This window comes from Serratia sp. (in: enterobacteria), assembly GCF_052400455.1.
In the GTDB taxonomy this organism is placed as follows: Bacteria; Pseudomonadota; Gammaproteobacteria; order Enterobacterales; family Enterobacteriaceae; genus Serratia; species Serratia ureilytica.
Genome location: NZ_CP185812.1, coordinates 3,859,199 through 3,872,562, shown reverse-complemented (window position 1 = coordinate 3,872,562; position 13,364 = coordinate 3,859,199). Strand labels below are relative to the sequence as shown.

General features: G+C 61.1%; 13 protein-coding genes. 10 read left to right on the top strand and 3 right to left on the bottom strand.

Annotation, left to right across the window (positions count from 1 at the left end):
- Nucleotides 1–28 precede the first annotated feature (28 nt).
- The 9 genes from pilW to ACORQT_RS18720 all read left to right on the top strand — a co-directional run bounded on the left by pilW (nucleotide 29) and on the right by ACORQT_RS18720 (nucleotide 9,189).
- Nucleotides 29–778, top strand: coding sequence for a type IV pilus biogenesis/stability protein PilW (pilW, locus tag ACORQT_RS18760; protein ID WP_164057279.1), 750 nt, complete (start codon nucleotides 29–31; stop codon nucleotides 776–778).
- Nucleotides 768–1,742, top strand: coding sequence for a cytoskeleton protein RodZ (gene rodZ, locus ACORQT_RS18755; RefSeq protein WP_033644090.1), 975 nt, complete (start codon nucleotides 768–770; stop codon nucleotides 1,740–1,742). Before pilW ends, rodZ begins: the two co-directional genes overlap by 11 nt.
- Before the next feature lie 47 nt (nucleotides 1,743–1,789).
- Nucleotides 1,790–2,911 carry a flavodoxin-dependent (E)-4-hydroxy-3-methylbut-2-enyl-diphosphate synthase gene (gene ispG / locus ACORQT_RS18750; protein WP_016929756.1) on the top strand — a complete coding sequence of 374 codons (1,122 nt, stop codon included), beginning with the start codon at nucleotides 1,790–1,792 and terminating at the stop codon, nucleotides 2,909–2,911.
- A gap of 139 nt (nucleotides 2,912–3,050) precedes the next feature.
- On the top strand, nucleotides 3,051–4,325 hold the full coding sequence (gene hisS, locus ACORQT_RS18745) for a histidine--tRNA ligase (protein ID WP_025303909.1): 1,275 nt from the start codon (nucleotides 3,051–3,053) through the stop codon (nucleotides 4,323–4,325).
- Between the two features lie 13 nt (nucleotides 4,326–4,338).
- Nucleotides 4,339–4,959, top strand: a complete 621-nt coding sequence (locus tag ACORQT_RS18740; protein WP_033635592.1) for a YfgM family protein — start codon at nucleotides 4,339–4,341, stop codon at nucleotides 4,957–4,959.
- Nucleotides 4,960–4,970: 11 nt separating this feature from the next.
- Nucleotides 4,971–6,152, top strand: a complete 1,182-nt coding sequence (bamB, locus tag ACORQT_RS18735; RefSeq protein ID WP_046687651.1) for an outer membrane protein assembly factor BamB — start codon at nucleotides 4,971–4,973, stop codon at nucleotides 6,150–6,152.
- Nucleotides 6,153–6,407: 255 nt separating this feature from the next.
- On the top strand, nucleotides 6,408–7,898 hold the full coding sequence (der, locus tag ACORQT_RS18730) for a ribosome biogenesis GTPase Der (protein WP_004941442.1): 1,491 nt from the start codon (nucleotides 6,408–6,410) through the stop codon (nucleotides 7,896–7,898).
- A 99-nt stretch (nucleotides 7,899–7,997) separates the two neighbouring features.
- The gene (locus ACORQT_RS18725) at nucleotides 7,998–8,954 is read left to right on the top strand and encodes an AEC family transporter (protein ID WP_033651565.1); all 957 of its coding nucleotides are present in this window, start codon (nucleotides 7,998–8,000) and stop codon (nucleotides 8,952–8,954) included.
- 13 nt (nucleotides 8,955–8,967) lie between these two features.
- Nucleotides 8,968–9,189, top strand: coding sequence for a zinc ribbon domain-containing protein (locus ACORQT_RS18720; RefSeq protein WP_004941446.1), 222 nt, complete (start codon nucleotides 8,968–8,970; stop codon nucleotides 9,187–9,189).
- 4 nt (nucleotides 9,190–9,193) lie between these two features.
- Here the strand turns inward: ACORQT_RS18720 and ACORQT_RS18715 are convergent, their stop codons facing one another.
- The 3 genes from ACORQT_RS18715 to ACORQT_RS18705 all read right to left on the bottom strand — a co-directional run bounded on the left by ACORQT_RS18715 (nucleotide 9,194) and on the right by ACORQT_RS18705 (nucleotide 11,693).
- Nucleotides 9,194–9,535 (bottom strand): protealysin inhibitor emfourin, encoded by a 342-nt coding sequence (locus ACORQT_RS18715; protein WP_016929750.1) that lies wholly within the window; start codon nucleotides 9,533–9,535, stop codon nucleotides 9,194–9,196.
- The gene (locus ACORQT_RS18710) at nucleotides 9,535–10,560 is read right to left on the bottom strand and encodes a M4 family metallopeptidase (RefSeq protein WP_033644087.1); all 1,026 of its coding nucleotides are present in this window, start codon (nucleotides 10,558–10,560) and stop codon (nucleotides 9,535–9,537) included. The genes ACORQT_RS18715 and ACORQT_RS18710 overlap by 1 nt, the downstream gene beginning before the upstream one ends.
- Nucleotides 10,561–10,622: 62 nt before the next feature.
- Nucleotides 10,623–11,693 carry a LacI family DNA-binding transcriptional regulator gene (locus tag ACORQT_RS18705; protein WP_164057277.1) on the bottom strand — a complete coding sequence of 357 codons (1,071 nt, stop codon included), beginning with the start codon at nucleotides 11,691–11,693 and terminating at the stop codon, nucleotides 10,623–10,625.
- A 357-nt stretch (nucleotides 11,694–12,050) separates the two neighbouring features.
- Here ACORQT_RS18705 and ACORQT_RS18700 point away from each other — a divergent pair, with 357 nt between their 5' ends.
- The gene (locus tag ACORQT_RS18700; RefSeq protein ID WP_033651564.1) at nucleotides 12,051–13,361 is read left to right on the top strand and encodes an MFS transporter; all 1,311 of its coding nucleotides are present in this window, start codon (nucleotides 12,051–12,053) and stop codon (nucleotides 13,359–13,361) included.
- Nucleotides 13,362–13,364: the final 3 nt, after the last annotated feature.

Sequence of the window (13,364 nt, the reverse complement as noted above, 5' to 3'; positions counted from 1 at the left end):
GACGGCCGATAAGGAAATGAATGCGGGCATGAAGCTGAAACTGTGGGGTGTGTGGCTGGCGGTCGTGTTGTTGGCCGGGTGTTCCGGCTCATCGCCGGAAAAGGAAGCACAGGTCGCTGAGGCGGGCCAGACGCGGTTGCAGCTGGGCCTGGAGTACCTGCAGCAAGGTGACATGGACGCCGCGCGCCAGAACCTGGAAAAGGCGCTGGACGCGGCCCCGCAGGATTACCGCACGCAGTTGGGCATGGCGCTCTACGCGCAGCGGATCGGTGAAAACGCCGCGGCCGAACAGCGTTATCGGCAAGCGCTCAAACTTGCGCCGGGCAATGGCACCGTACTGAATAATTACGGTGCGTTTCTTTGCAGTTTAGGGCAGTATGTACCGGCGCAACAGCAGTTTAGCGCTGCGGCGCTGGCGCCCGATTATGGTCAGGTCGCTGACAGCCTGGAAAACGCAGGTTACTGTTTTCTCAAGGCCGGACAAAACGATGAAGCGCGCACGCTGTTGAGCCGCGCGCTGAAAGTCGATCCGGACAAAGGCGCTCCGCTGTTGGCGGAGGCCGAAAAGCAATTTGGAGAAGGGAAGCGCGCCCAGTCGCAACTTTTATTGGATGTTTATCAGCATGTTCTGCCGGCTAGCGCCAGCAGCTTATGGTTACAGATTCGTTTCGCCGCGTTAGCCGGCCGTCAGGATAGCGTTCAACGCTATGGCAAGCAGTTAGCGCGAAGTTTTCCACAATCCAAACAGTACCAGCAGTTCTTAGCTAATGAATACTGAAGCCTCCCAAGATAAAACCGTATCCATGACGACGGGCCAGCGCCTGCGTCAGGCCCGTGAGCAACTCGGGCTGAGCCAACAGGCCGTTGCAGAACGCCTGTGTCTCAAAATGTCCACCGTGCGCGATATCGAGGAAGACAGCGTGTCCGCTGACCTCGCGTCCACCTTCGTGCGCGGCTACATCCGTTCCTACGCCAAGCTGGTGCATTTGCCGGAAGACGAACTGCTGCCGATGCTGGCCAAGCAGGCGCCGTTGAAGATGGCGAAAGTGGCGCCGATGCAAAGCTTCTCGCTGGGCAAGCGCCGCAAGAAACGCGACGGCTGGCTGATGAGCTTCACCTGGCTTATCGTGTTCGTGGTGATTGGCCTGACCGGCGCCTGGTGGTGGCAAAACCACAAGGCGCAGCAGGAAGAGATCGCCACCATGGCCGATCAATCCTCCGCGCAGCTTTCACAGAATAACGAAGGGCAGTCCGTGCCGCTGACGGACGGCAACGCCGACGCCGGCACCAACGTGCCGTTGACCGACAACAGCGCCGCGCCGGCCGATACCGGCGCAGCGGCTCAGGCGCCGGCGGCGACCGCCCAGACGCCGGGCGCGGCTCAGCAACAGCCTGCCGTGGTGTCGCCAAGCCAGACCACCCTGCCGGAAACCGCGCCGGCGGCGCAATCGCCGCTGCCGACCGCCGATGCGGGCGTGGCTGCGCCGGCGGCCGATCCGAACGCGCTGGTGATGGATTTCTCCGCCGACTGCTGGCTGCAGGTGACCGACGCGAGCGGTAAAACGCTGTTCAGCGGCACCCAGAAGCAGGGCGGCAAGCTGAACCTGACCGGCACTGCGCCGTACAAACTGACCATCGGCGCGCCGGCGGCAGTACAGATCCAGTATCAGGGTAAACCGGTTGATTTGAGCCGGTTCGTTAAGTCAAACCGTGTTGCTCGCCTGACCGTCGCCGCGCAGTAATCGCGCGGCCCCGGTCGTGATGTCAGAGCAGCAATGGAGAGTAAGTAATGCATAACCAAGCGCCCATCAACCGTCGAAAATCTACACGCATTTACGTCGGCAAGGTGCCTATTGGTGATGGCGCGCCGATTGCCGTGCAGTCGATGACCAACACCCGTACCACCGATGTTGAAGCAACGGTTAATCAGATTAAAGCGCTGGAGCGCGTGGGCGTCGACATCGTCCGCGTTTCGGTTCCTACCATGGACGCCGCCGAGGCGTTCAAGCTGATCAAGCAGCAGGTCAACGTGCCGCTGGTCGCCGATATCCACTTCGATTATCGCATCGCGCTGCAGGTTGCCGAATACGGCGTGGACTGCCTGCGCATCAACCCGGGCAACATCGGCAACGAATCGCGCATTCGCTCGGTGGTGGACTGCGCCCGCGACAAGAACATCCCGATTCGCATCGGCGTCAACGGCGGTTCGCTGGAGAAAGATCTGCAGGAAAAGTACGGCGAACCTACGCCGGAAGCGCTGCTGGAATCCGCCATGCGCCACGTGGATATCCTCGATCGCCTCAACTTCGACCAGTTCAAGGTCAGCGTCAAGGCGTCGGACGTGTTCCTGGCGGTGCAATCCTACCGTCTGCTGGCGTCGCGCATCGATCAGCCGCTGCATCTGGGCATCACCGAAGCCGGCGGCGCGCGCAGCGGGTCGGTCAAATCGGCCATCGGCCTGGGCATGCTGCTGTCTGAAGGCATCGGCGATACCCTGCGCATCTCGCTGGCGGCGGATCCGGTCGAAGAGGTGAAGGTCGGTTTCGATATCCTGAAGTCGCTGCGCATCCGCGCGCGCGGCATCAACTTCATCGCCTGCCCGACCTGTTCGCGTCAGGAGTTCGACGTGATCGGCACGGTGAACGCGCTTGAGCAGCGCCTGGAAGACATCATCACGCCGATGGACGTCTCGATCATCGGTTGCGTGGTGAACGGCCCGGGCGAAGCGCTGGTGTCCACCATGGGCGTGACCGGCGGCCACAAGAAGAGCGGCTTCTACGAAGACGGCGTGCGCCAGAAAGAGCGTTTCGACAACGAACAGATGATCGACCAGCTGGAAGCGAAGATTCGCGCCAAGGCCGCGATGATGGACGAAAGCAACCGTATCACGGTCAATCTGCTGGAAAAATAAGCGTTATCGCTACACGGCGGGCCTGTTGGCCCGCTTGTTTATGTACCTGAAGGGCGGAAAACCGCATCCGCGTTGAATACCGGGCGGCAAAGTCCCTATAATCAGGTTCATTTTTACAGACAACGGACAGAGAACTCACGTGGCAAAGAACATTCAAGCCATCCGCGGCATGAACGACTACCTGCCGGAAGAAACGGCATTATGGCAGCGTATTGAAGGCACCCTCAAGCAGGTGCTGGGCGGCTACGGTTACAGCGAAATCCGGTTGCCGATTGTAGAGCAGACCCCGTTATTCAAACGCGCGATCGGCGAAGTGACCGACGTCGTGGAAAAAGAGATGTATACCTTCGAAGACCGCAACGGCGAAAGCCTGACGCTGCGTCCGGAAGGGACGGCCGGCTGCGTGCGCGCCGGCATCGAACATGGTCTGCTGTACAATCAGGAACAGCGTCTGTGGTACATCGGCCCGATGTTCCGCTACGAGCGCCCGCAAAAGGGCCGCTATCGCCAGTTCCATCAGCTGGGCGCGGAAGTGTTCGGCCTGCAAGGCCCGGATATCGACGCCGAGCTGATCCTGCTGACCGCCCGCTGGTGGAAAGCGCTGGGCATCGCCGAGCACGTCAAGCTGGAGCTGAACTCCATCGGTTCGCTGGAGGCGCGCGCCAACTACCGCGATGCGCTGGTGGCGTTCCTGGAGCAGCACGTCGAGGTGCTGGACGAAGACTGCAAACGCCGCATGTACAGCAACCCGCTGCGCGTGCTGGACTCCAAGAATCCTGAGGTGCAGGCGCTGTTGAACGACGCGCCGCGCCTGTCCGAGTACCTAGATGAAGAATCCCGTGCTCACTTCGCCGGTCTGTGTGAACTTTTGGCGCAGGCAGGTATCCCATATACCGTTAACGAGCGCCTGGTGCGCGGTCTGGATTACTACAACCGCACCGTGTTTGAGTGGGTGACCACCAGCCTGGGCGCGCAGGGCACCGTCTGCGCGGGCGGCCGTTACGACGGTCTGGTCGAGCAGTTGGGCGGCCGCGCCACCCCGGCGGTCGGTTTCGCCATGGGCCTGGAGCGTCTGGTGCTGCTGGTGCAGGCGGTCAACCCGGAATTCAAGGCGCCGTCGGCTATCGACGTGTACGTCATCTCTTCCGGCGCGGGCACCCAGAGCGCGGCGATGCAGCTGGCTGAACAGGTGCGCGACGCGGCGCCGCAGCTGAAGCTGATGACCAATTACGGCGGCGGCAACTTCAAGAAGCAGATCACCCGTGCGGACAAATGGGGCGCGCGCATCGCGCTGATCCTGGGCGAGAGCGAAGTGGCGGCGCAGCAGGTGGTGGTGAAAGACCTGCGCAGTGGTGAACAAGAAACGCTGGCGCAAAGCGAAGTCGCTGCGCGTCTGGCTTTGATGTTAGGTTAAGGAGAAGGACACCGTGGAAGTCTATACCACTGAAAACGAACAAGTCGACGCACTGCGTCGGTTCTTTGCCGAGAACGGCAAAGCGCTGGCGGTGGGCGTGGTGCTCGGAATTGGTGCCCTGGTTGGCTGGCGTTACTGGCAGAGCCATGAAAACTCCAACATGATGGCGGCATCGCAATCCTATCAGGAAGCCAGCGATCGTCTGGCGGCCGGCAAGCCGGATGACGTGGCTGCCGCAGAGAAATTTGTCCAGGCCAACGGCAACAGCTACGGCGTACTGGCCGCGCTGCAGTTGGCCAAGCACTTTGTCGAACAGAATGATTTCGCCAAGGCGGAACAACAATTGGCGCTGGCGCAGGGCCAGACCAAAGACGACAACCTGTTGGCGATGATCGACCTGCGTCTGGCGCGCGTCCAGCTGCAGGAGAAAAAGCTGGATGAAGCGCTGAAAACGCTGGATGGCGTGAAAGGCGAAGGCTGGGCGGCGATGATGCAGGATGTGCGCGGCGATGTGCTGCTGGCGAAGGGCGACGCCAAGGGCGCGCGCGAAGCTTACAGCAAAGGCATTGAGTCCAACGCTTCTCAAGCGCTGCAGGTTCTGCTGCGCATGAAATTGAATAACTTGTCCAGCTAAGGGGAATTCCCATGCAATTGCGTAAAACACTCTTGGTCGGACTGGTTTCCGCTGCCTTGCTGAGTGGTTGCTCGCTGTTTAACAGCGAAGAAGACGTGGTTACCATGTCGCCGTTGCCGAAAGTTGAAAATCAGTTTACGCCGAACAAGGCGTGGAGCACCTCGGTGGGCGACGGTATCGGTGAGTATTACTCCCACCTGCGCCCGGCCTATCAGGACAGCACCATTTACGCCGCCGATCGCTTTGGCATCGTGAAAGCGATGGACGCCGACAGCGGCAACGAGAAGTGGAAGGTCAACCTCTCCGAGAAGACCGGCTTCTTCTCCAGCAACCTGTCTGCGCTGCTGTCGGGCGGCCTGACGGTTGCGGGCGACAAGGTTTACGTCGGCAGCGAAAAAGCGGTGGTTTACGCATTGAACACCGCCGACGGCGCCATCGCCTGGCAGACCAAAGTGGCCGGCGAAGCGATCTCCCGTCCGGTTGTCAGCGACGGCATGGTGTTGGTGCATACCTCCAACGGCATGCTGCAGGCGCTGAACGAAGCCGACGGTGCGGTGAAGTGGACGGTTAACCTGGATATGCCTTCGCTGTCGCTGCGCGGTGAATCCGCGCCGGCCGTCGCCTTTGGCGCCGCCATCGTCGGCGGTGACAACGGCCGCGTCAGCGCCGTGCTGATGCAGCAGGGCCAACTGATCTGGCAACAGCGCATTTCTCAGCCGAGCGGCGCGACCGAAATCGATCGCCTGAACGACGTGGACACCACGCCGGTGATCGTTGATGGCGTGGTCTACGCGCTGGGTTACAACGGTAACCTGACGGCGCTGGATCTGCGTTCCGGTCAGATCATCTGGAAACGCGAGCTGGGTTCGGTGAATGATTTCATCGTCGACGCGGGCCGCATCTACCTGATCGACCAGAACGATCGCGTGGTGGCGCTCAGCACCGAAGGCGGCGTGACCGTGTGGACGCAAAGCGATCTGCTGCACCGCAATCTGACGCCGCCGGTGATGTATAATGGTTATCTGGTGACCGGTGACGCCGAAGGCTATCTGCACTGGGTCAACACCACCGATGGCCGTTTTGTCGCCCAGCAGGAAGTGGACAGCTCCGGCTTCCTGTCTGCGCCGATGGTGGCCGGCGACAAGCTGGTCATCCAGGCTCGCGGCGGGAAAGTTTACGCTTTCACCCGCTAACGCCGCTCGTCGTATCCCTTCTTGCATCCGAATGATTTCGGGTTGCAGCCAGGCGGCAAGCGCATGAGTCCTCGGGAGCTTAGTGAGCTAAGTGACCGAGGCGAAGGTGCGCAGACAACGCCGCTGTGGCGCGAAAGATGAAGGGGAAAACGGCTCCTGAATGTTCAGGGGCCGTTTCGTATTTTATAAGCTGCACCGACGGTGTCTATCCACAGTGCAGTAACGCATTGATTATTAAGTAATGAGGCTTCAACAATGATACCTGTCGTCGCGCTGGTCGGGCGCCCGAATGTGGGTAAATCCACCTTGTTCAACCGTTTAACCCATACGCGTGATGCGCTGGTGGCGGATTTCCCGGGGCTGACGCGTGACCGCAAGTATGGTCGTGCTGAAATCGAAGGCAATGAATTTATCATCGTCGATACCGGCGGCATCGACGGCACCGAAGACGGCGTCGAAACACGCATGGCCGGTCAGTCGCTGCTGGCGATCGAAGAAGCGGACATCGTGCTGTTCATGGTCGACGCCCGCGCCGGCCTGATGCCGGCGGATCAGGGCATCGCCCAGCACCTGCGCAGCCGCCAGAAGGCGACCTTCCTGGTGGCCAACAAGACCGACGGTCTGGATCCGGACACCGCCACCGCCGATTTCTACTCGCTCGGTCTGGGTGAAGTGTTCGCTATCGCCGCTTCTCACGGCCGCGGCGTGACCCAGCTGATTGAACACGTGCTGGTGCCGTTCGTGCCGGAAAAACCGGAAGACGTCGAGCTGACCGAGGAAGAGGCCAACGCCGCTTACTGGGCCGAGCAAAACGGCGAAACGCTGGAAGGCGAGGAAGACGAAGAGCCGGAAGAAGCGTTCAATCCGCAGGATCTGCCGATCAAACTGGCGATCGTCGGCCGCCCGAACGTCGGTAAGTCTACGCTCACTAACCGTATCCTCGGCGAGGAGCGCGTGGTGGTGTATGACATGCCGGGCACCACCCGCGACAGCATCTATATTCCGATGGTGCGCGACGAACGCGAATACGTGCTGATCGACACCGCCGGGGTGCGCAAACGCGGCAAGGTGACCGAAACCGTCGAGAAATTCTCGGTGATCAAGACCCTGCAGGCGATTGAAGACGCCAACGTGGTGCTGCTGGTGATCGACGCGCGTGAAGGTATCTCCGATCAGGACCTCTCGCTGCTCGGCTTTATCCTCAATAGTGGGCGCTCACTGGTGATTGCGGTCAACAAGTGGGACGGCATGAGCGAAGAAGATCGCGAGCACGTGAAAGAGATGCTCGATCTGCGTCTGGGCTTCGTCGACTTCGCGCGTGTGCACTTTATTTCCGCCCTGCACGGCAGCGGCGTCGGCAACCTGTTCGAATCGGTACAGGAAGCCTACGAGTGCGCAACCCGTCGCGTAAACACCTCGATGCTGACCAAAATCATGCAGATGGCGGTTGACGATCACCAGCCGCCGTTGGTGCGCGGCCGCCGCGTGAAGCTGAAGTACGCCCACGCCGGCGGTTACAACCCGCCGATCGTGGTGATCCACGGCAACCAGGTCAGCGATCTGGCCGATTCGTACAAGCGCTACCTGATGAACTACTTCCGTCGCTCGCTGAACGTGATGGGGACGCCGATCCGCATCCAGTTCAAAGAGGGCGACAACCCGTTCGCCGGCAAACGCAACCTGCTGACGCCGACCCAGATGCGTAAGCGCAAACGCCTGATGAGCCACCTGAAAAAGAGCAAGTAATCGCTCATGAGGGGCGCGGCAGTGATGCCGCGCCCCTTTTTTATTGGCCCGAAATCGTTTTATTATCTGAAGATTACCTCGCCTGTCTGAAGGAACACCATGTCCTGGGAAACCTGGAGTTTTGCGTTCGACGTCACCGTGCCGAATCTGTTGATGATGCTGCTGGGGATCCTGTTACGCCATTGGCGCCTGATGGATGACCGCTTCGTCGACGGCGCGACCCGCCTGGTGTTCAATCTGGCGCTGCCGTGCCTGCTGTTTTTCAGCATCGCCACCAACCATCCGCAGCTGCTCGGCAATCTGCCGCTGGTGCTGTTCGGCGCGGTCGGCACGCTGGCGACCTTCCTGCTGCTGGAGCTGGCGGCCAGGTGGGTGGTGAAAGAACCGCGTGAGCGCGGGGTATTCGTGCAGGGCGGGTTTCGCGCCAACACCGCCATCGTCGGTCTGGCCTACGCCATGACCGCCTACGGCAGCGAAGGCATTGCGCTCGCCTCGCTGTACCTGACCGTGACCGTGATCCTGTTCAACATACTGTCGGTCATCACCCTCACGCGCAGCCTGCAGGGTGGGCAGGGCAAGAAAATCAGCCACCTGTCGCTGCTGCGCAGCATTGTCACCAATCCGCTGATCATCGGCCTGGTGTGCGGGCTGCTGTATGCGCAAACCGGGCTGGGCATCCCGACCGTGATCCGCCAGACCGGCAGCTATATCTCCGCGCTGTCGCTGCCGTTGGCGCTGCTGTGCACCGGCGCCAGCCTGGATTTCCGCGCCATGTTCCGCTCGTCCAACGTGGCGGCGCTGTCGTCGGCGGCCAAGCTGTTTCTGGTGCCGTTCCTGATGACGCTGGCCGGCTGGCTATGCGGGTTTCAGGGGGCGGCGCTGGGCATTATCTTCCTGTTTTCCGCCACGCCGACCGCTTCGGGCAGCTATGTGATGACGCGCGCTATGGGCGGCAACGCCACGCTGGCGGCCAACATTATCGCTATCACCACCGTCGGGTCGTTCTTCACCACCGCGTTGGGGATCTATTTCTTGCGCTCATGGGGCGCGATTTAACCTGGGAGCCGTTATGGATGCGCATTGTCCGCACTGTCGTCAGACCATGAATTGGGTAGCGGGTCACTACCATTGTGCCGCCTGTCAGCGCGATTATCGGCAGCTGGCGAGCTGCCCGGAGTGCGGGCAGCCGCTGCAAGAGTTGAAGGCCTGCGGGGCGGTGGATTACCTGTGCCAGAACGGGCACGGGCTGATCTCCAAAAAACGGGTGAATTTCAGCTATCAGCCGCTGTAAGCCCTCACTCATCCACCTGACCGGTTTTCCACAGATCCACCAGCGCCTGCGGCGCGCTGCTTTCCGGGATTAACAGCACGATCTCGGTGCTCAGGGTGGGGCTGGTGTAGTTGATCTGTACGCGGTAGTAGCGCTGGTCGCCGCAGCCGGGGGAGTTGGGTTGGCCCTCTTCCTGGGCGTACGGCAGCGTCTGATTCAGCAACTGATTCAGGCGCTGCCGTTGCTCCGGCGTGATATCGGCCAGCGCAATGCGGCGCTGGCCCGCCAGTTTGGGAATGTAGGCGAAGCCTCCCTCGCGCGCCAGCTCAATGACCGTATCCTGATTGAGCGTCGGCAGCGGTTTCATTACTCCACCCCCACCTGATGCCAGGCCTGCTGCACCTTGTCCGCCACGCTTTGATCGAAACGCGCCTGCGCGTGTTTCACCGTGGCGCGGGCGAAGGTGGCGAAGTCGGCGTTTTGCGGCAGCGCTTTGTCGCACACTGTGTCATACCAGACGTAGCCGGCTTTTTCCCAGGCGAAGCCGCCCAGCGCGGTTGCCGCCAGGTAGAACGCGCGGTTGGGAATGCCGGAGTTGAGGTGCACGCCGCCGTTGTCTTCCTTGGTCTGGATGTAATCCTTCATGCTGGCGGGCTGCGGGTCTTTGCCCAGCAGCGGGTCGTCGTAGGCGGTGCCGGGCGCTGACATCGAGCGCAGCCCTTTGCCTTTGATGCCCTTGGCGAGCAGCCCGGCGCCGATCAGCCAGTCTGCTTTATCGGCGGTTTGCTGCAGGTGGAATTGTTTGACCAACGAACCGAACACGTCAGACAGCGATTCGTTGAGCGCGCCGGACTGCTGGTAGTAGATCAGCCCGGCTTCGCTCTCGGTCACGCCGTGCGCCAGCTCGTGGCCGACCACGTCGATGGCGATGGTGAAACGGTTGAAGATCTCGCCGTCGCCGTCGCCGAACACCATCTGCTGGCCGTTCCAGAAAGCGTTCTGGTACTCCTTGCCGTAGTGCACGCTGCCGACCAGCGGCAGCCCTTTATTATCCAGCGAATTGCGCCGGTAGGCCTGCCAGAAGAAATCGTAGGTGACGCCGAGATAGTCGTAGGCCTCGTCCACCGCCACGTCGTGGTTGCTGGGCTGCCCCTCCTTGCGCACCTGTTTGCCGGGCAGTTGGGTGCCGTTCTGGGCGTCGTAGATATCGCGGAGCGCTTCGCCGGCTCGGGCGTTTTTCTCGGTCGGTGAACGCAGCGGCTTGTTGCCGAGCAGGCTTTGCACGTGGTTCAGGGTGTGCAGCGCGCAGTCGCGCTGCGGGGCGTTACCGTGTTCAATAATGCGGCGCAGCATGTAGGGAGGAATGACGGAACGCATGCGCTGGGCTGGCATAGTGGCTCTCCTTAGGCAAAAAATTTACCTCATCGAATGAATGCACTGAGCCTAAGTGTAGTCTACTCGTCATAAAGCCTGTGGTTATGCGTGCTCACCGCCGGGGTGGTCTTGTGGGGACTGATGCGCCGCACCGAGGCGCGTACCGCCAACCGGCCATGCAGCAGCAGGTTGCACGGCGGCGCGTCGGCGCGCAGCATGCGCCGCCGCAGCAGCTGGATCGCCTCGTAGCCCAGCTCATCGCGCGGCACCTGTACCGAGGTCAGCGGCACGTCGTGTATTTCCGCCAGGTTGAAGCCATCGGTGCTCATCACCGATACGTCGCCCGGTACGCTCAGCCCCAGCTTGTTGAGCGCCTTGACCGCCCCGACCGCCATGTAGTCGCCGCCGGCCAGGATCGCCGTCGGCAGCGGGGCGCGGTTCAGGTAGGTGCTCAGCGCCTGTTCGGCCTCTTCGCTGCCGAAGCCGGAAGTGGTCACCAGATGGCGGCCGTCGTCGAACGGCAGATGATGCCGCGCGTAGGCCTGCCGGATGCCCGCCAGCCGCAGCTCCATGGTGTGGCGGCGCAGACACTGCAGGTTGAGGATATGGCTGTGCCCCTGCTGGAACAGATAGCTGGCGGAATAGTCGCCAATCAGCTGATGATCCGGCGAGACGCTGTCCAGCCGCATCTGCCGATCGGTGCAGTTGATCAGCACGCAGGGTTTGGGCAGATCGGCCGCCAGGGTATGGATGTGTTCGTCGTCGATGCCGATGATCAGCGCCGCTTCGGTGTGCGGATCGCTCATTTTTTCCAGAAACAGCGCGCCGTCGCTGTGCTGCTCTTCCAGGCCGCAGTAACGGATGCGCACCTCGTGCTGCATCAGTGCGGCGGCGATGCCCTGAATGACCTTGTAGTAGAAGATATCGGTGCGCACGTCGAACGCGCGCTGCGGCGCGAACACCATCACATTGTTCAACATCAGTCGGCCGCTGGAAATGCCCTGTAGAATGCCGTTTTGCTGTGCGCATTCCAGCACCTTGCGGCGCGCTTCGGCGCTGGTGTTGGCCTTGCCCGCCAGCACGCGGGAAACGGTGCTGATCGACAGCCCGGTTTGGCGGGCGATCTCCTGGATTTTCAGCTTTCCGTTCATTTTGTGATCTCCTTCAAATTCGTCCATGAGAATATTTTCACTGCGGCTTTTCAGCACTTTGACTGGATCCTGCGGCTATTATGACTATTTTTTCACCCGCCTGTGAAAATCTTTGCAAAAAACCCCGTTTCGCTGTGCGTGATCGCTGAGTAGTCTGCATTGGTACACCAATTTTAACGACTTGTCAGTCCAATTTTAACGGTGTGCAAAGAAGAAAACAAAATAAATCATGGGGTTGTGATGGACTGCCGGTCTGTTAGGCGGGCATTGGCCTGTGTTCACCGTCCCCTTTTGATAGCGCAACGTACCCTACCAATGCGCGCGTCGTTGTCACGGGCGGCCGCGGGGAGAGAACCGATGAGTGTGGAGATCAATCAGACGGTCGCGCAGAGCGGCCGGCGCAAGTTCAAATCGCTACGCTGGTGGATGCTGGCGCTGTTCTTGTTGGGCGTCACGGTCAACTACATTACCCGCAACTCGCTGGGCATTCTGGCGCCGGAACTGAAAACCAGCCTGAACATGAGCACCGAGCAATATGCCTGGGTGGTGGCGTCGTTCCAGTTGGCCTATACGGTATTTCAGCCGATCTGCGGCTGGCTGATCGACGTCATCGGCCTGAAGATGGGTTTTCTGATCTGCGCGGGCATTTGGGCGGTGGTGTGTATGCTGCACGCCGGCGCCGGCAGCTGGTTGCAACTGGCCATTTTGCGCTTCTTCATGGGGGGCGCGGAGGCGGCGGCCACTCCGGCCAACGCCAAGGCGATCTCCGACTGGTTCCCGAAGAAGGAGCGTCCGATCGCCGCCGGTTGGGCGGGCGTCGGTTTCTCCATCGGCGCCATGCTGGCGCCGCCGATCATCGTCATCGCCCACGTCTCCTTCGGCTGGCAGGGCGCGTTCCTGTTCTCCGGCGGGCTGGCGCTGATCTGGGTAGTGCTGTGGTGGCTGTTCTACCACTCGCCCCAGCAGCACCCGAACCTCAGCCAACAAGAGCTGGATCTGATCCGTGAAGACAACGAGCCGGTGCTGCCGAAGCTGCCGTTCTTCACTTCACTGGCCAGCCTGTGCAAGAACAAGAAATTCTATGGCATCGCCATCCCGGCCTTTCTCGCCGAGCCGGCCTGGGCGGTCTTCAGTTTCTGGGTGCCGCTGTACCTGGCCACCGAACGCGGCATGGATCTGAAGCAGATAGCGATGTTCGCCTGGCTGCCGTTCCTGGCGGCGGATATCGGCAGCGTCGCCAGCGGCTATCTCACCACCCTATACCGCAAATGGTTCGGCTGCAGCCGCGTCAACTCGGTGGTCGCCAGCTCGGTGACCGGCGCTTTCCTGATGGTGTCGCTGGCGTTCGTGGCGATCACCCAAGATCCCTATGTGGCGATCGCGCTGATCTCGATCGGCGGGTTCGGCCATCAGGTGATCTCCTGCATGCTCAGCGCCCTGGTGGTGGAATCGTTCGATAAGAACCAAATGGCGACGGTCAACGGCATGCGCGGCTCCAGCGCCTGGATCGCCAGCTTCCTGTTCACGCTCCTGATCGGCGCAGTGTCCGACACCCTCGGCTTTAACCCGCTGTTCATCGCGATGGGCTTCTTCGATTTGATCGGCGCCCTGTTCCTGATTGCCCTGATCGCCGAGCGCGGCGGTAAGAAAACCCCTTCACACAGCTAAGTG

Coding starts and splice junctions, on each gene's coding strand:
- pilW (WP_164057279.1), top strand. CDS start 29: ATGAAGCTGAAACTGTGGGGTGTGTGGCTGGCGGTCGTGTTGTTGGCC.
- rodZ (WP_033644090.1), top strand. CDS start 768: ATGAATACTGAAGCCTCCCAAGATAAAACCGTATCCATGACGACGGGC.
- ispG (WP_016929756.1), top strand. CDS start 1,790: ATGCATAACCAAGCGCCCATCAACCGTCGAAAATCTACACGCATTTAC.
- bamB (WP_046687651.1), top strand. CDS start 4,971: ATGCAATTGCGTAAAACACTCTTGGTCGGACTGGTTTCCGCTGCCTTG.
- der (WP_004941442.1), top strand. CDS start 6,408: ATGATACCTGTCGTCGCGCTGGTCGGGCGCCCGAATGTGGGTAAATCC.
- ACORQT_RS18725 (WP_033651565.1), top strand. CDS start 7,998: ATGTCCTGGGAAACCTGGAGTTTTGCGTTCGACGTCACCGTGCCGAAT.
- ACORQT_RS18720 (WP_004941446.1), top strand. CDS start 8,968: ATGGATGCGCATTGTCCGCACTGTCGTCAGACCATGAATTGGGTAGCG.
- ACORQT_RS18715 (WP_016929750.1), bottom strand. CDS start 9,535: ATGAAACCGCTGCCGACGCTCAATCAGGATACGGTCATTGAGCTGGCG.
- ACORQT_RS18710 (WP_033644087.1), bottom strand. CDS start 10,560: ATGCCAGCCCAGCGCATGCGTTCCGTCATTCCTCCCTACATGCTGCGC.
- ACORQT_RS18705 (WP_164057277.1), bottom strand. CDS start 11,693: ATGAACGGAAAGCTGAAAATCCAGGAGATCGCCCGCCAAACCGGGCTG.
- ACORQT_RS18700 (WP_033651564.1), top strand. CDS start 12,051: ATGAGTGTGGAGATCAATCAGACGGTCGCGCAGAGCGGCCGGCGCAAG.